Here is a 16,604-nt window from a genome sequence, read left to right on the forward strand (position 1 = left end):
CTCAGGCGCCGAGCACGCCGTCGACCAGCGACTTGGCCTCCTCCTGGATCCGGGCCAGGTGCTCCGGGCCCTGGAACGACTCGGCGTAGATCTTGTAGACGTCCTCGGTGCCCGACGGTCGGGCGGCGAACCAGCCCGACTCGGTGGTCACCTTCAGGCCGCCGATCGCGGCGCCGTTGCCGGGCGCGGTGGTGAGGACGGCGGTGATCGGCTCGCCGGCCAGTTCGGTGGCGGTGACCTGCTCCGGCGAGAGCTTGGCCAGGACGGCCTTCTCCTCGCGGCCCGCCGGGGCGTCGATCCGGGCGTACGCGGGGGCGCCGAAGCGGTCGGCCAGGTCGGCCCAGTGCTCGCTCGGGGTCCGCCCGGTGGTGGCGATGATCTCGGCGGCGAGCAGGCAGAGCAGGATGCCGTCCTTGTCGGTGGTCCAGGTGCTGCCGTCGCGGCGCAGGAAGGACGCGCCGGCGCTCTCCTCGCCGCCGAAGCCGACCGCGCCGTCGAGCAGCCCGGGCACGAACCACTTGAAGCCGACCGGCACCTCCAGCAGCGGCCGGCCCAGGTCGGCCGCGACCCGGTCGATCATCGAGGAGGAGACCAGCGTCTTGCCCACCGCCGCGGCCGGGCCCCACTGCTCGCGGGTACGGAACAGGTGGCCGATCGCCACCGCCAGGTAGTGGTTGGGGTTCATCAGCCCGCCGTCCGGGGTGACGATGCCGTGCCGGTCGGCGTCGGCGTCGTTGCCGGTGGAGACCGCGAACCGGTCGCGGGCGGCGATCAGCGAGGCCATCGCGTTCGGCGACGAGCAGTCCATCCGGATCTTGCCGTCGCCGTCCAGCGTCATGAACCGCCAGGTGGGGTCCACGGTCGGGTTGATCACGGTGAGGTCGAGGCGGTGCCGCTCGGCGATCTCCCCCCAGTACGCGACGCTCGCCCCGCCCATCGGGTCGGCGCCGATGCGCACCCCCGCGTCCCGGATCGCGTCGATGTCCAGCGCGGCGGGCAGGTCGTCGACGTAGCGGGCGAGGAAGTCGTACTCCCCGGTGGTGTCGGCGGCGCGGGCCCGCGCGTACGGGATGCGCTTCACCTCCTTGAGCCCGGCGGCGAGGATGGCGTTCGCGCGGTCCTGGATCCACTTCGTGACGTCGGTGTCGGCGGGGCCGCCGTTGGTGGGGTTGTACTTGAAGCCGCCGTCGGACGGCGGGTTGTGCGACGGGGTGATGACGATGCCGTCGGCGAGCGCCGAGGTGCGGCCCCGGTTGTGGGTGAGGATGGCGTGCGACAGGGCCGGGGTGGGCGTGTAGCCGTCCCGGCTGTCGCGCAGCACGGTGACCTCGTTGGCGGCGAGCACCTCCAGCGCGTCGGCCTCGGCGGGCGCGGAGAGCGCGTGGGTGTCGCGGGCGAGGAACAGCGGGCCGGTCAGGCCCTGCTCCCGGCGGTAGTCGCAGAGCGCCTGGGTCACGGCGAGGATGTGGTCGGAGTTGAACGCGTTGCGCAGGCTGGACCCGCGGTGCCCGGACGTGCCGAAGGAGACCTGCTGCGCCGGGTCGCTCGGGTCGGGGTGCTCGGCGTAGTAGGCGGTGACCAGCCGGGGCACGTCGACCAGGTCGGCGGGCTCGGCGGGCTGGCCGGCACGGGGGTGGGGCACGACGGGATCCTCCTCGGGGACCGGTGGGACGGGTCAGGGCTCGACGCGCTGACCCTTGCCGATGACGACGATGCCGTTGTCGGACACGGTGTAGCGCTGGCGGTCCTTCTCCAGGTCGACGCCGATCTCGGCGCCTTCCGGAACGTAGACGTTCTTGTCCAGGATCGCGCGGCGGACGACCGCGTGCCGGCCGATCTCGACACCCTCCATCAGGACGGCGCCGTCCACGTGCGCCCAGGAGTGGACCTTCACCTTCGGCGACACGATCGAGTTCTCCACCAGCGAGCCGGAGATCACCGAGCCGGGCGAGACCATCGAGCTGACCGCCCGGCCGACCCGCTCGCCCCAGGCGTGCACGAACTTGGCCGGCGGGTACGGCGGCTGCTCGGTGTAGATCGGCCACTCGAAGTTGTAGAGGTTGAACACCGGGTGCACGTTGATCAGGTCCATGTGCGCGTCGTAGAACGAGTCGAGCGTCCCCACGTCGCGCCAGTAGCCGCGGTCCCGGTCGGTGCTGCCCGGCACCTCGTTGTCCTTGAAGTCGTAGACGTTGGCCTCGCCCCGCTCGACCAGCATCGGGATGATGCTGCCGCCCATGTCGTGCTTGCTGGTCTTGTCCTCCGCGTCGCGTTCGACGGCCTCGCAGAGCGCCCGGGTGGAGAAGACGTAGTTGCCCATCGAGGCGTAGATCTGGTCCGGCGCGTCGGGCAGCCCGACCGCGTCGGTGGGCTTCTCGCGGAACGCCCGGATCCGCCGGCCGTCCTCGCCGACCTCGATCACGCCGAACTGGTCGGCCATCGACAGCGGCTGGCGGATGCCGGCCACGGTCACCCCGGCGCCGGAGGCGATGTGGTCCTCCACCATCTGCCGGGGGTCCATCCGGTAGATGTGGTCGGCGCCGAAGACGATCACGTGGTCGGGCTGCTCGTCGTTGATCAGGTTGAAGCTCTGGTAGATGGCGTCGGCCGAGCCGGCGAACCACCACGGGCCGCGCCGCTGCTGGGCGGGCACCGGGGTGACGTAGTTGCCGAGCAGCGTCGACATCCGCCAGGTCTTGGTGATGTGACGGTCCAGCGAGTGGGACTTGTACTGGGTCAGCACGACGATCTTGAGAAAGCCGGCGTTCGCCAGGTTGGAGAGGACGAAGTCGACCATGCGGTACATCCCGCCGAAGGGGACGGCCGGCTTCGCCCGGTCGGTGGTCAGGGGCATCAGGCGCTTGCCCTCCCCGCCGGCCAGGACGATCGCGAGCACCTTGGCAGCCATGCTCAGACGCTATCCACCCCGCCGCGACTTCACCACTCGGACGGCACACTTACGCACCGGGTGCGATCCGGCGCTCTGCACTAGGGTGCGGGCATGGCACCGATGCGCGTCGACCTGCTCACCCGCGAGTACCCGCCGGAGGTGTACGGCGGGGCCGGGGTGCACGTGGAATACCTGGCCCGCGAGCTGCGCCGACTCGCCGACGTGCGGGTGCACTGCTTCGGCGCGCCGCGGGACGAGGCGGGCGTCACCGCGTACGCCGAGCCGGCCGCGCTGGCCGGCGCGAACGCGGCGCTGCGCGTCATGGGTGTCGACCTGGAGATGGCCGCCGGGGCCGCCGGCACCGACGTGGTGCACAGCCACACCTGGTACGCCAACCTGGCCGGACACACCGCCAAGCTGCTGCACGGGGTGCCGCACGTGGTGACCGCGCACAGCCTGGAGCCGCTGCGCCCGTGGAAGGCCGAGCAGCTCGGCGGCGGGTACGCGCTGTCGTCCTGGTGCGAGCGGACCGCGTTCGAGGCCGCCGACGCGATCGTCGCGGTGAGTGAGGGGATGCGGCGCGACGTGCTCACCGCCTACCCGGCGGTGAACCCGGACCGGGTGCGGGTGGTCTACAACGGCATCGACACCGCGCAGTACGCCCCGGACCACGGCACGGACGTGCTCGACCGGCTCGGCATCGACCCGGGGCGGCCCAGCGTGGTCTACGTCGGGCGGATCACCCGGCAGAAAGGCCTGCCGTACCTGCTGCGGGCGGCCCGGGAGCTGCCCGCCGACACGCAGCTGGTGCTGCTGGCCGGCGCGCCGGACACGCCGGAGATCGGCGCCGAGGTCGAGGAGCTGGCCGCCGAGCTGCGGGCGACGCGCTCGGGGGTGGTCTGGGTGGCGGCCATGCTGCCCAAGCACGAGGTGATCCAGGTGCTCACCCACGCCACGATCTTCGTCTGCCCGTCCGTCTACGAGCCGATGGGCATCGTCAACCTGGAGGCGATGGCCTGCGAGACGGCAGTGGTGGCCACCGCCACCGGCGGCATCCCGGAGGTGGTCGCGGACGGCGAGACCGGGCTGCTGGTGCCGATCGAGCAGGCCGGCGACGGCTCCGGCACCCCGCTGGACCCGGAGCGCTTCGTGGCCGACCTGGCGGCGCGGATGAACGAGCTGCTGGCCGACCCGGACCGGATCGCGGCGTTCGGCGCGGCGGGGCGGCGGCGGGCGGTCGAGCACTTCTCCTGGGACGCGGTCGCCCGGCAGACCCTGGAGGTGTACCGCTCGGTGGGGGCGTAAGGAAGGGCCCCTTCTTAACGCCTGCGGTAGAGGAAGGGCCCCTTCTTAACAGCCCGCCAGCGGCACGCCGCAGACGTCGCCCGGTCGCGGCCCGCGGCGGATACAGTCGCCGGATGCCGGATGCGATCTTCGCCCATCCTCGGCTCGCGTCGGTCTACGACGCGTTCGACGGCGACCGGGACGACCTGGACGCGTACCTCGCGATCGCCGACGAGCTGGACGCCCGCGTGGTGCTCGACCTGGGGTGCGGCACCGGGAACCTGGCCCTCCTGCTCGCCCGGCACGGCCGTACCGTCGTGGGCGTCGACCCGGCCGAGGCGTCGCTGGACGTCGCGCGGGCGAAGGACGGCGCGGACCGGGTCCGCTGGATCCACGGCGACGCCACCACGCTGCCGCCGCTGCGCGCCGACCTGGCCACGATGACCGGGAACGTGGCGCAGGTCTTCCGCACCGACGACGACTGGGAGCGGACCCTGCGGGGCGTGCACGCCGCGCTGCGCCCCGGCGGTCACCTCGTGTTCGAGACCCGCCGCCCGGGGCGCCGCGCCTGGGAGGAGTGGGCGGACACCGCGCCCGTCACCCGGGACGTGCCGGGCGTCGGGCCGGTGGAACAGCGTCTCGAGGTCACCGCGGTCGACCTGCCGCTGGTGTCCTTCCGGTGCACGTACCGGTTTCTCACCGACGGCGTGACCCTCACGTCGGAATCCACGCTGCGGTTCCGCGACCGCGACGAGGTCGAGGCGAGCCTGGCCGCCGCAGGCTACCGGGTGCTCGACGTACGGGACGCGTCCGACCGCCCCGGCCGGGAGTTCGTCTTCGTCGCGCGCCGCGCGGAACAGCCGCGTGGATCAGCCGCGCGATGAGGTGCATCGCGGGTGCAGCCGAGCGCGAGAGGATCTCGCGCAGTAGGTTGAGCGGGTGACTGGACGGTTCCCGATCGAAGACGTCTCCCCCGTCGTCTCCTGCGGTCGCTACCCGGCCAAGGCGGTGGTCGGTGAGCTGGTGCCGGTGTCGGCCCGGGCCTACCGCGAGGGCCACGACGCGCTGGGCTGCAACGTGGTGTGGCGCGGCCCGGACGGCGCGGCCCGCCCGTTCACCCGGATGCGGCCCGGCGAGCCGGGCCAGGACCGGTGGCACGCCACCATCCGCCCGGACGCTGTGGGCGAGTGGCGGTTCACCGTGGAGGCGTTTCAGGATCCCTACCTGACCTGGCAGAACGCGGTCACCAAGAAGCTGGCCGCCGGCCAGGGCGCGGCCGAGCTGGCCAACGACCTGGCCGAGGGCGTACGCGTGCTCACCGCCGCGCTCGACCTGGTGCCGAAGGCCGACCGGGACCGCGTACGCGAAGCCGTGACGACGCTGCGTGACGAAGACCTGGAGCTGCCGCGGCGGGTGAGCCCGGCGCTCGACCTGGCCGACCTGCTCTGGGAGCACCCGGTCCGCGAGCTGGTCACCACCGGCGACGAGCGCACGCTCTGGGTGGACCGGCCGCGGGCGCTCTTCTCCGCCTGGTACGAGTTCTTCCCCCGCTCGGAGGGCGCGATCCCGGCCACCGTCGACGCGCCCGCCCGCTCCGGCACGTTCGCCACCGCCGTCGACCGCCTGCCCGGCGTCGCGGCGATGGGCTTCGACGTGCTCTACCTGCCGCCGATCCACCCGATCGGCCGGGTCAACCGCAAGGGCCGCAACAACGCGCTCACCGCCGGGCCGGACGACGTCGGCTCGCCGTGGGCGATCGGCGCGGCCGAGGGCGGCCACGACGCCATCCACCCCGACCTGGGTACGCCGGCGGACTTCCGCGCCTTCGTCGCGGCCGCCGCCGAGCAGGGCCTGGAGGTGGCGATGGACCTGGCGTTGCAGTGCGCGCCGGACCACCCGTGGGTCACCGAGCACCCGGAGTGGTTCACCACCCGGGCCGACGGCAGCATCGCCTACGCGGAGAACCCGCCGAAGAAATACCAGGACATCTATCCGCTGAACTTCGACAACGACCCCGAGGGCATCCGGGCCGCGGTGCTGCGGGTGGTGCTGCACTGGGTCGGCGAGGGCGTGAAGATCTTCCGGGTCGACAACCCGCACACCAAGCCGTTCGACTTCTGGCACTGGCTCATCGCCGAGGTCAAGAGCGTCGACCCGGACGTGCTGTTCCTCGCCGAGGCGTTCACCCGGCCGGCGATCATGCACGGGCTCGGCAAGATCGGCTTCACCCAGTCGTACACCTACTTCACCTGGCGCACGACGGCGGCCGAGATGCGGGAGTACTGCGAGGAGCTGGTCGCCTCCGCCGACTGGATGCGCCCGAACTTCTGGCCCAACACGCCGGACATCCTGCACTCGTCGTTGCAGCACGGCGGCCCGCCGATGTTCAAGATCCGGGCGGTGCTGGCCGCGCTGCTCTCCCCCTCCTGGGGCATGTACGCCGGGTTCGAGCTGTTCGAGCACGTCGCCCGCCCCGGCGCCGAGGAGTACCTGGACAACGAGAAGTACGAGCTGCGGCCCCGGGACTGGGACGGCGCGCTGGCGCAGGGGCGGTCGCTGGCGCCGTTCATCAGCACGCTCAACCGGGTCCGCCGGGACAACCCCGCCCTGCACCAGCTGCGCAACCTGCGCTTCCACGACATCGACAACCCGGCGCTGCTGTGCTGGTCCAAGCACGACCCGGAGAGCGGCAACACGGTGATCGTGGTCTGCTCGTTCGACTCCCGCACCGTGCAGTGGGGCAACACCACGCTCGACATGCCGGCGCTCGGCTTCGACTGGCACGAGCGGTTCACCGTGCACGACGAGCTGACCGGCACCGGGTACGACTGGGGGCAGCGCAACGCGGTGCGCCTCGACCCGTACCTGCAACCGGCGCACGTGCTCACCGTGCGCCGCCCGGCGCCACCGGCCGCCGCCGAGCCGGAGCACCCGGCCGCGCCGGACCTGACCGTCGAAGACGTACCCGCCGACCTCTCCGGCGGCACCGCCCCGACCGCACCCGCCGACAAGGACGACGCACGATGGACCAGCTGATCGCCGGCGAGATACACGACCCGCACGCCGTGCTCGGCGCGCACCCGGCCGACGGGAACACCACGATCCGGACGCTGCGCCGGGGCGCGGGCGAGGTGACGGTGCTCGTCGACGGCGATCGGCACCCGACCAAGCGGGTGCACGACGTCGGCGTCTTCGAGGCGGTGCTGCCCGGCGAGGTGCTCGACTACCGGGTCGAGGTCGACGGCACCACGCACGACGACCCGTACCGGTATCCGCCCACGCTCGGCGAGCTGGACCTGCACCTGATCGGCGAGGGGCGGCACGAGCGGCTCTGGGCGGCGCTCGGCGCGCGGGTCTTCGACGAGGGCGTGGCGTTCACCGTCTGGGCGCCCAACGCCCGCGGCGTGCGGCTCGTCGGCGACGTCACCGGCTGGGGCGCGGACGACGGCTGGCCGATGCGCTCGCTCGGCTCCAGCGGCGTGTGGGAGATCTTCGTGCCCGGCATGCCGGCCGGCAGCCGGTACAAGTACCGGGTGCTCGGCGCCGACGGCCGGTGGCGGGACAAGGCCGACCCGATGGCCGCCCGCACCGAGGTGCCGCCGGCCACCGCGTCGGTGGTGCACGAGTCACGGTACGAGTGGAACGACGCCGACTGGCTGGAGCGGCGGGCGAGGCGGCAGCCGCACCAGGAGCCGATGAGCGTGTACGAGGTGCACCTGGGCTCCTGGCGCCCCGGCCTGAACTACCGGGAGCTGGCCGAGCAGCTCACCGCGTACGTGCTCGAGACGGGCTTCACCCACGTGGAGTTCCTGCCGGTGATGGAGCATCCGTTCGGCGGCTCGTGGGGCTACCAGGTCACCGGCTACTACGCGCCCACCGCCCGGTTCGGCGACCCGGACGACTTCCGCCACCTGGTCGACCGGCTGCACGCCGCCGGCATCGGGGTGATCCTCGACTGGGTGCCGGCGCACTTCCCCAAGGACGAGTGGGCCCTGGCCCGCTTCGACGGCACCCCGCTCTACGAGCACCCCGACCCGCGCCGCGGCGAACACCCCGACTGGGGTACGTACGTCTTCGACTTCGGTCGCAACGAGGTGCGCAACTTCCTGGTCGCCAACGCGCTCTACTGGCTCGACGAGTTCCACGTCGACGGGCTCCGGGTCGACGCGGTCGCCTCGATGCTCTACCTCGACTACTCCCGCGAGGAGGGGCAGTGGGCCCCGAACGTGCACGGGGGCCGGGAGAACCTGGAGGCCATCGCGTTCCTCCAGGAGGTCAACGCCACGGTCTACCGGCACCACCCGGGCGTGCTCATGATCGCCGAGGAGTCCACCGCCTGGCCCGGCGTCACCAGGCCGACCTCCGACGGCGGGCTCGGGTTCGGGTTCAAGTGGAACATGGGCTGGATGCACGACACCCTGCTCTACACCTCGAAGGACCCGATCTACCGGCAGCACCACCACCACCAGCTCACGTTCTCCCTGGCGTACGCCTGGAGCGAGAACTACGTGCTGCCGATCAGCCACGACGAGGTGGTGCACGGCAAGGGGTCGTTGACCGGCAAGATGCCCGGTGACACCTGGCAGCGGCTGGCGAACGTGCGGGCGCTGCTGGCGTACATGTGGGCGCACCCCGGCAAGCAGCTGCTCTTCATGGGCTGCGAGCTCGCCGACGACCGCGAGTGGAGCGAGGAGCGCGGCCTCGACTGGTACCTGCTGCACGACCCGGCGCGCGCCGGGGTGCAGCGGCTGGTCGCGGACCTGAACCGCGCCTACCGGGCCACGCCGGCGCTGTGGGCGCAGGACACCGACCCGGCCGGCTTCCGCTGGATCGCCGGGGACGACGTGGCCAACAACGCGGTCTCGTTCATCCGGATCGCCCCGGACGGCCAGACCCTGGTCTGCGTGGCCAACTTCTCCGCGCTGCCGCTGGAGGACTACCGGATCGGCCTGCCCGCCGGCGGGACGTGGACCGAGGCGCTCAACACCGACGCGCACCACTACGGCGGGTCCGGGGTGGGCAACCTGGGCGCGGTGCACGCGGAGAACGTGCCGTGGCACGGGATGCCGGCGTCGGCCGCGCTGCGGGTCCCGCCGTTGGGCGTGCTCTGGCTGACGCACGCACGATGAACTATTGAACCTGGCTGCCACCAAACTCCGGAACTACTCGGAACTAACTGGAGGAATCGCCCTTCGAGTATGCCAATTCTCGCATTGCCTCAAAGAGCGGGTCCCCATCTTCAGCCTCCATAGAGTTCAGAAATTCTTCGAGTTCATCGACTCTGCCTTCCTCAGCAAGCAGCCATGCCTTCACTTGCCAAGTTGCGTAATCCAATCCCAGTTCTTGGTCAACGAGATCGCGCAGGAAGCTGCGGTCGAGCAGACGAACGAACCCGCCAACCTCCCGGTCAAGCACCCGCGCGAGGGCTTCCAGGACAGCTTCGGCAGCCGGGCCAGGTCTCATCTCCCACCGCGACGATCCATTTGCGGGCTCGGGCCGAACTCTTGTCTTCCAGATACATTCCTCAACCTTGGGCGCTTCCGCTAGATTGAAGTACGATCTATCCCAACTCCATCTTGACCACAGCGTGAAACCAACGTTGATGAAGAACCTTGGCCTCTCAGGGATTGAACCGTCCGACGGCTGCAAATCGACAACGAGCCAATCTCCCAATGAGGAGCGAAGCCGAAACAGCCGCCCGTTCGCCTGAAACCCGTAAGGGACTAACACGGCCTCCATTTGAGCGCTCACAACTTCCATCAGCGATGAATTCCTCATGCATGACCCCCTCAGCACAAACCGCCAGACCAATCGGGAGAGCTCGAATTTGCGCTAGGCCCACGTTCGCGGCCGACCGTGGTCGACCACGAACGTGGGCCTGCAAGCACCACTGCTCTAACCTATCCCATCAGAAACAAACCAGAATGGTCGGGCAAACCATAACAGGGGGCCGCGGGACAGGCAGCGGTCTCGCCGGGACCGGCACTCTGCCAGGACCGCCCTTAGGTACTAGCGGCGACCAAGATCCCGAGCCCGAGCCACAGTTGCTGGTCGTCAGAATTCCACCACAAGGCTGGTAGGCAGGGGCAGTCGCTGGAGCCTCGGCCGGCGAAGGCTGACCCCACACCGAAGCCGGCTTTTTAGTGCGGTACACCGCGTAAACGATCGCACCGGGGCCGGGCCCGTTGGCCGCAATGACAACCTCACCCCTTACTGGAGCGAAGACCGTGTTGGTCATTGCAAATCCTGCCCGGACATTCTTAAACTCTCGCCGCTTCTTGAGTGCTGTCACATATCCTTGCACTTCAACAACGGCCTTCAACGGCCCGTCACCCTTTTCGTCCGTCCCGGCAAACTTGACCTCCCAGACATAGATAGTGCTCGTCCTGCGGTCAATATAGACGATATCCGCTTTCCCTGCATGACCACACTCACCACCATGCGACTTCGTCTTACACCCCCCGGGAATACTGTATTCCGTCTCAACGTCGTCCGGATCCCCGCCCATCTTTCGCACTTGTTCGCGAATCTGTTCGGCCGCCGCATCCCGAGCAGCGTTATGCCGATAGTTCTGCTGGGATTTGATCCAGTCATCATTTTTGTTCTTTTTCTTCTTTTCATATTCGATCTTGGCCCACTCTGCCGCACTATATTCCGGTGGCCGCAGGCCCGAAGGATCAGAATATGTAGCGGGATTGCCGTAGGCATAACCGTATGCATTAAAGGTTGCCGGCTCAGCCCACTCAACAAGGGGATCAACGGACACGAATTGTCCAATCGCCGGGTCCAAGGCGCGGGCCCCAACAATTGTCAAACCTGTGGGGGTCATCGGCTTATTTAGGAAGCCTCGGTTGTCCGGTGCCGTGACGGCAGCGCCCCGAGCAGCCCCGTACGGCGAGTACTGCCGCCAGGTCGGACTCTGTGCCGTGTTGTCCAGGTACAGCGACGGCGTGCCCTGGTGGTCGAAGACGGCGAACGTGTAAGCGCTGCTGCTGCCGGTCCGGACACAGCTACCGCCGCCCGGCAGCTCGTAGTAACGAGCACCGTCGACGGCGTTGGTGCCGGTGTTCAGGGTGAGCTGCTGCCCGGGCAGGTAGAGCGTGTTCTTGCCCGGCTCCTTCTGGAGCATCAGGTTGCCGTCAACGTCGTAGATGAAGGCGTTTGAGCCGCTCGTGCCACCAGTGACACCGCTGAGCTTGCCCGCGTCGTCCCAGGTGAGAGTCTGGTTCCCCTGGGCCGCGTTGCGGCCGGTGGTGTTGCCGGCGCCGTCGTAGCTGTACGAGCTGGTGCTGGTGGTCGTCGTCCCCGTCTTGGTGGTGGCCGAGGTCAGGGTGTGGGGCTTGTTCTGCCCGTTGCCGTCGTAGGTGTAGTCGGTGACGATGTTGGCCGCCGTCCCCAGACCGTGCTCGGTCTGCTGGGTCCGGTTGCCGATGACGTCGATGCTCCAGCTCGTCCAGTACGCGCTGCCGCCGCCGATGGTGTTCCCGACCATGCCCTTGCTGGCGTCGGTCGGGGTGGCGGCGCAGTCGTCGGTGGCGGTCCACGCCTCGGTGAGTCGGGCGAGGCCGTCGTAGCCGTAGCACTGGGTCTCGGCCGGGGTGCTCGCCCCGTACCGCTTGCTGGTCTTGCGGGTGATGTTGCCGGCCAGGTCGTACTCGTAGGCCTGCTCGTCGACGGTGCTCGGCGTGGTCTTGTTCCGGGTGACGAGCTGGTTCTTCAGCCGACCGTTGTGCGTGTCGTAGGTGTTGGTGACGTAGGCGGCACTGGTGGTGCTGCCCAGCGTCTGCTGGTTGACCCGCCCCCACGCGTCGTAGGTGACCCCACTGGCGTAGGCGTTCGTTCCCGCCAGTGTGGTCGGCAGGTCGAGCACGCCCGAGTAGCCGTGCAGCACCATCTCCGACGGCAGGCTGCCCTTGGCCGGGTAGCTGTCGATCAGGGGCAGTCCCAGCACCGAGGTGTAGGTGTGCCCGAACACGTACGAGCCGGCCAGCGCACCTTCGCTGTCCGGAATGGTGACCGTGACGCCGAGGCTGTTGCCGAAGACGTCGAAGGCCTTCTGCTGGCTCGTGTACGCCTGGCCGTCGCGGTAGGCGACGGTCGTGGTCAGCTTCCCGGTGGCGTTGGTGACGCCGGCGACAGCGTTGCTGTTGTCGTAGACCCACGCCGCCCGCTGATTCGCTGCCGACTGGTTGGTCACCGACGAGGCGAACTCACTGGTCTTGCGGTCCAGCGCGTCGTAGGTGTACGACAGCGTCTTGCCCCGACCGTCGGTGGTCTGGGTCAGGTTGCCGTTCGCGTCGTAGACCATCGAGCTGTTCCCGGCGTCCGGGTCGGCCTTGGCCACCACCTGACCGAGCAGGTCGTAGGTCGAGGTCCACACGTTGTTCTTGGCGTCGGTCAACGTGGCCTGGTTGCCGTGACCGTCGTAGCCGTACTTGCTGACGGTCGTGGTGCCGCCGGTCACGGTGAAGGTGCCGGTGAACGTGTCCGCCGGCGTGGCCACCGTCGGCTTCGCCGAGTACTCGCGCACCTCGGTGTTGCGGCCGAGCGGGTCGGTGACGGTCGTCTTGACGACACCGCCGGTGGGCGGCACGACGGTGGTCCGGTCGCCGCCGTGGACGGTCGTCGTCTTGGAGACGGTCAGGCCGTTCTTGGCGGCCTCGACGATCACCGCGCGGCCGAGACCGTCGTAGGTGTTGGACGTCTGGTTGGGCACCTGCTTGCCGAGGTCCGCCGCCGACACCGGCATGCCGACGGTCGGCAGGGTGGCGTCGTCCCACCAACCGTTGTACGTCGCCCTGGTCCAGCCCCGGGTGTCGTAGAAGGTGTCCGAGATCATGCGGCCGCCCTGCGGAGTGACCGCCTGGGTCTGACGCTCCCGCAGCAGAGCGTCGTAGAGCAGCACCGTCTTCTGGTACCCGTTGGAGTTGTTCAGCTTCTCGGTGGTGACGGCGCTGACGCCGGTCTTCGAGACCGTGTAGGTGAACTTCTGGTTGGCCGCGGTGCTGGTGGCCCGGTTGTTCAACCACACCGCGGTGCTGCGCCCCAACGCGTCGTACTGCTGTCGGGTGACCACCAGGTTGGCGTCGGTCGCGGTCAGGGTGCTTCCCCGACGGGGGTTCACCGTGGTGGACGCGCTCTGTTGCAGGGCATTGGTGGTCGTCACACCGGTGACGAGATTGACCGCGTTCATGGTGTAGGCGGTGGTCGACTTGTTGCCCTTGCCGTCGAACGAGTCCTTGGCCCGGCCGTACGAGTCGTAGGTCGTCCGGCCCGCGGTCTGCCAGACGTAGGCGCCGGAGGTGTAGTCCGTCGCGGTCCGGGTCATGGTGACGTCGCCCTCGGTCGGGGCGGCAGTCTGCGGGAAAGTGGTGCTGAAGTTGGTGTCGTCGTCGTAGAAGGTGCGTTCGGCCTTGACCACCTGCGCCGGTCGGCTGACCGTGCTCGGAGCGGAGAGCGTGTTGACGCTGCCCGGTTCCGAGGCCGGCGAGCCCTGGGTGAAGCCGCCGCACGCCACCGACACCGTTTCGGTCTGGGCAACCAGGCCGACCAGGTTCTTGCCGGTGTTGACCGGCGCGTAGGTGTAGGTGGTGCACTGGTCGTAGGCGGCGTTGGTCGGCACCGTGTAGGTGTAGGTGTTCTTCATTTCGCCGAAGGTGGCGCTGGCGGTGTCGGCGTCGTAGCTGTTCTCCGACGCCGTGTAGCGCCACGTCACCGTGCCGCTGCTGGTGACCGCCTGGCGGGTGTAGGTCTTGATCGGCTCCACCCACTTGGCGGCCAGCGCGCTCAGACCGGTGCGGGAACGGGTCGCGGTCGCGCCGGAGACCCAGTACGAGGTGATGGTCGAGGAGTCCACCCGCCCGTTCTCGCCGAGGTAGGCGGTGGTTTCGAGTTCCTTGCCGGCGAGTTCGTCGACGTCCTCGTGGGTGCCGCCGGCGGAATCGGTCAGGCTGACCACCGTGGAGTTGTTGTTCCTGCTCATGCCGCGGTAGTAGGCGGTCTCGGACTGGGTGCGGCGGTCGTTGACCCCGTCACCGTTGAACGTCCGGACCTTCGCGTAACCGCGGAACTGGCCGTAGGTGCGGTACTTGGCCTTCACGACCTCGTTGTCGTCGTGATGCCAGGCCGCGCCGCCGAGGTACTCGTAGCTGGTCGCCGTCAGCGGCGCACCACCGGTCGGGTCGCTGCTGGTGACCCGGGTGACCGCCCACTTGTTGAACCAGTCCTTGGTCGGGTTCGTGAAACCGTCCGGGGTCCAGTACACCGGGTAACAGGACCTGGTGTTCGTTGCGGGATCAGTCGTCACCGGTGCCGTGCACGGCACCGGCAGCTCGTAGCTGGGTGAGATCACCGACCCGGTCTCGGTGGTGATCGTGGCGACCCGCCGGCGGTAGAAGTTCGGCAGTCCACCGGTGACGTCGACCCGGTTGGCGAGCTTGATGTCGGTGAACGACACCGACGGCAGGGTGATCGGCGCCGAGGATCCACCGGCGGACGTGTCGTGGCCCGTGCGGGTGATCGAGGACAGCCACAACGTCGGCGACGTGGCGTCGCCGGTGGCCGGCAGCGACTGCGCCAACGCGTACGAGTCGACCTTCTCGTACGCCGAGGTCGCGGTGTTGTACTGCCGCGCCTCGATCGACGTCAGCCGGACCGTGGAGAAGAACGACGGGCTGAAGTCGTCGCAGTTCGCCCCCGACGCGCAGATGAGGTCGAACGGCACGTCCGGCCAGTTGGCCTTGTTCGCCGCGTTGAGCGGCTGGCAGGTACCGGAGAGACAGCGGTCACCGGTGTTGAACACCACCTGGTTGGGTGCCGTGCCGTAGGCGTTGCCATCGGTGAACCCGTAGTCGATCCGCGACAGGTAGCTGTCCCGCACGTACGAGACGTCGGTCGCGCCCTTGTTGCGGCCGTAGAAGTTGGTGTCCTGCTTGTAGTAGTACGACATCGCGTTGCCGTGGGCGTCGTACACGTAGTCCAGGTTCCACCGGTAGGCCATGGTGCAGACCGACGACGAGAACCCGGCCGCGTTGTAGCAGGGGTCCCCCGAGTGCGACGAGTACACCGGCACGGTGTCCACCGAGTTCGTCTCGGCCTTGTTCGACGCCCATCCGGGCAACCGGTTCCGGCCGAACTCGTAGGTGGTGCCGTCGCGCAGCGTCACCCGCCAGTAGTCGGTGTTGTAGGTGCCGGTGCCGTTGTTCGCGTTCTCGACGTGGGTGACCTTCTCCCCGTTGTCGGACTCCGGCTTCCACACCTTCTTCGTCGCATCCCAGACCAGCGACGTCGACGATCCGTTGAGCGCGAGGGTCAGGATCGGCCCGTCGTAGCAGTGGTCGTACGTCTTCACCGGTGATGCGCTGCCGCCCGGGTCGTCCATGCAGGAGGCGAAGCTCTGCTCCACGAACGAGCGCGGCGTCGACCATCCGTCACCGACCCAGGATGCCTGCGCGTTCGTCGAGGCGGTCTGACCGTCCACGCTGCCCGAGTCGTAGGACAACGCCACGGTGGGCGCGAGGCCGGAGGCCGCCGGCGGCACCGTCAACGGGTAGGAGTAGGTGAACGAGCCGGTGTTGCCGCCGCCGGCCCAGGATCCGGACGGCTTCAGGTCGGTCGCCTCGTAGGTGCCTCCCGCGCCACCGCCCTCGGCGGTGGCCGCCAACACCGTCATTCCGGCCGCGGCCGCCATCGACACCTCGGCCGACACGGTCCGTGCCGCCGGGTCGTTGGTCGACATCAGCGGCGTCGCCGTTCGGCAGTTCGGCACCGACGGCGTGGTCAACGCACAGGCCGGCAGCGTGACCAACCGCAACCGGGAGCCGAAGTTGCCGCCGTACGCCTCGGCGAACGCCGCGTAGTCCACGCCGACGCGCACCGCGCCGGCCCCCGCGTCCGGCCGCACCGACACCAGGACACCGTCGACGCCGGCCGCCTCCGTCGCACGTCGGTCGGCAACGGTCACCGCCAACCGGCTCGGGCCCGTCGACCGGGCGTTCCTCGCCGCGACCGGCTGGACCCACACAGGCGTTCCCCCCGCCCGCATCCGGCCGCCGGCCGTCCGTGCGGTGCTCGCCGACGCGGTCAGGTCCAGATCCACCGAGGCTGCCCTCGGCCAGGTCGTCCGTGTCGGCTTGTATGTCGTCCTTGCCGTGTCCTTCGGGGAGACGAACCGGGTCGGCAACGGCTTCACGCCCTTGACCGAAGGCCCCGGCGACACGGCCGGCGGCTTCGCCGGCTCGCCAGCCTTCGGCTTCGCCGACGCCGGCACTCCCACCATGCCACCTACCAGTGACGCCGCAGCGACCATCGCAACCAGGCGTCTAGGACGAGTCCACAGTCGTGGACCCCCGCGCTCGACCATTCGCATCCTCACCTCTACCGGACAGCAGAATCCACGCAGGGTGACAGGTCGCGCACCCCCGTGGCGCGA

8 protein-coding genes are annotated in these 16,604 nt (G+C 69.3%); 4 read left to right on the forward strand and 4 right to left on the reverse strand.

The features are described from left to right. Position 1 precedes the first annotated feature (1 nt). Together pgm and glgC are read right to left on the reverse strand one after the other, a co-directional pair. Positions 2-1,642, reverse strand: coding sequence for a phosphoglucomutase (alpha-D-glucose-1,6-bisphosphate-dependent) (gene pgm / locus CO540_RS09050; RefSeq protein WP_099161679.1), 1,641 nt, complete (start codon positions 1,640-1,642; stop codon positions 2-4). A 33-nt stretch (positions 1,643-1,675) separates the two neighbouring features. Beyond that, complete coding sequence (glgC, locus tag CO540_RS09055; RefSeq protein WP_099161680.1) at positions 1,676-2,908, reverse strand: glucose-1-phosphate adenylyltransferase; 1,233 nt, start codon at positions 2,906-2,908, stop codon at positions 1,676-1,678. A 93-nt stretch (positions 2,909-3,001) separates the two neighbouring features. On the opposite strand from glgC, the gene glgA reads away from it, so the two are divergent. The 4 genes from glgA to glgB all read left to right on the forward strand — a co-directional run bounded on the left by glgA (position 3,002) and on the right by glgB (position 9,303). After that, a complete protein-coding gene (gene glgA, locus CO540_RS09060; RefSeq protein ID WP_099161681.1) occupies positions 3,002-4,195 on the forward strand; it encodes a glycogen synthase in 1,194 nt (397 codons plus the stop codon). 113 nt (positions 4,196-4,308) lie between these two features. Beyond that, the gene (locus CO540_RS09065; protein WP_099161682.1) at positions 4,309-5,058 is read left to right on the forward strand and encodes a class I SAM-dependent methyltransferase; all 750 of its coding nucleotides are present in this window, start codon (positions 4,309-4,311) and stop codon (positions 5,056-5,058) included. Positions 5,059-5,113: 55 nt separating this feature from the next. Further along, positions 5,114-7,210 carry an alpha-1,4-glucan--maltose-1-phosphate maltosyltransferase gene (locus CO540_RS09070; protein WP_099161683.1) on the forward strand — a complete coding sequence of 699 codons (2,097 nt, stop codon included), beginning with the start codon at positions 5,114-5,116 and terminating at the stop codon, positions 7,208-7,210. Next, on the forward strand, positions 7,198-9,303 hold the full coding sequence (glgB, locus tag CO540_RS09075; RefSeq protein WP_099161684.1) for a 1,4-alpha-glucan branching protein GlgB: 2,106 nt from the start codon (positions 7,198-7,200) through the stop codon (positions 9,301-9,303). The genes CO540_RS09070 and glgB overlap by 13 nt, the downstream gene beginning before the upstream one ends. 43 nt (positions 9,304-9,346) lie before the next feature. On the opposite strand, the gene CO540_RS09080 is transcribed toward glgB, so the two are convergent. Both CO540_RS09080 and CO540_RS09085 read right to left on the reverse strand, forming a co-directional pair. Further along, entirely contained in the window at positions 9,347-9,934 is a 588-nt protein-coding gene (locus CO540_RS09080; protein ID WP_172967814.1) for a DUF4304 domain-containing protein, read from the reverse strand. A 148-nt stretch (positions 9,935-10,082) separates the two neighbouring features. Continuing rightward, the gene (locus tag CO540_RS09085; protein ID WP_253866566.1) at positions 10,083-16,451 is read right to left on the reverse strand and encodes an RHS repeat-associated core domain-containing protein; all 6,369 of its coding nucleotides are present in this window, start codon (positions 16,449-16,451) and stop codon (positions 10,083-10,085) included. Positions 16,452-16,604 lie beyond the last annotated feature (153 nt).

This window comes from Micromonospora sp. WMMA2032 (assembly GCF_002688545.1).
Lineage (GTDB): Bacteria > Actinomycetota > Actinomycetes > Mycobacteriales > Micromonosporaceae > Micromonospora > Micromonospora sediminicola.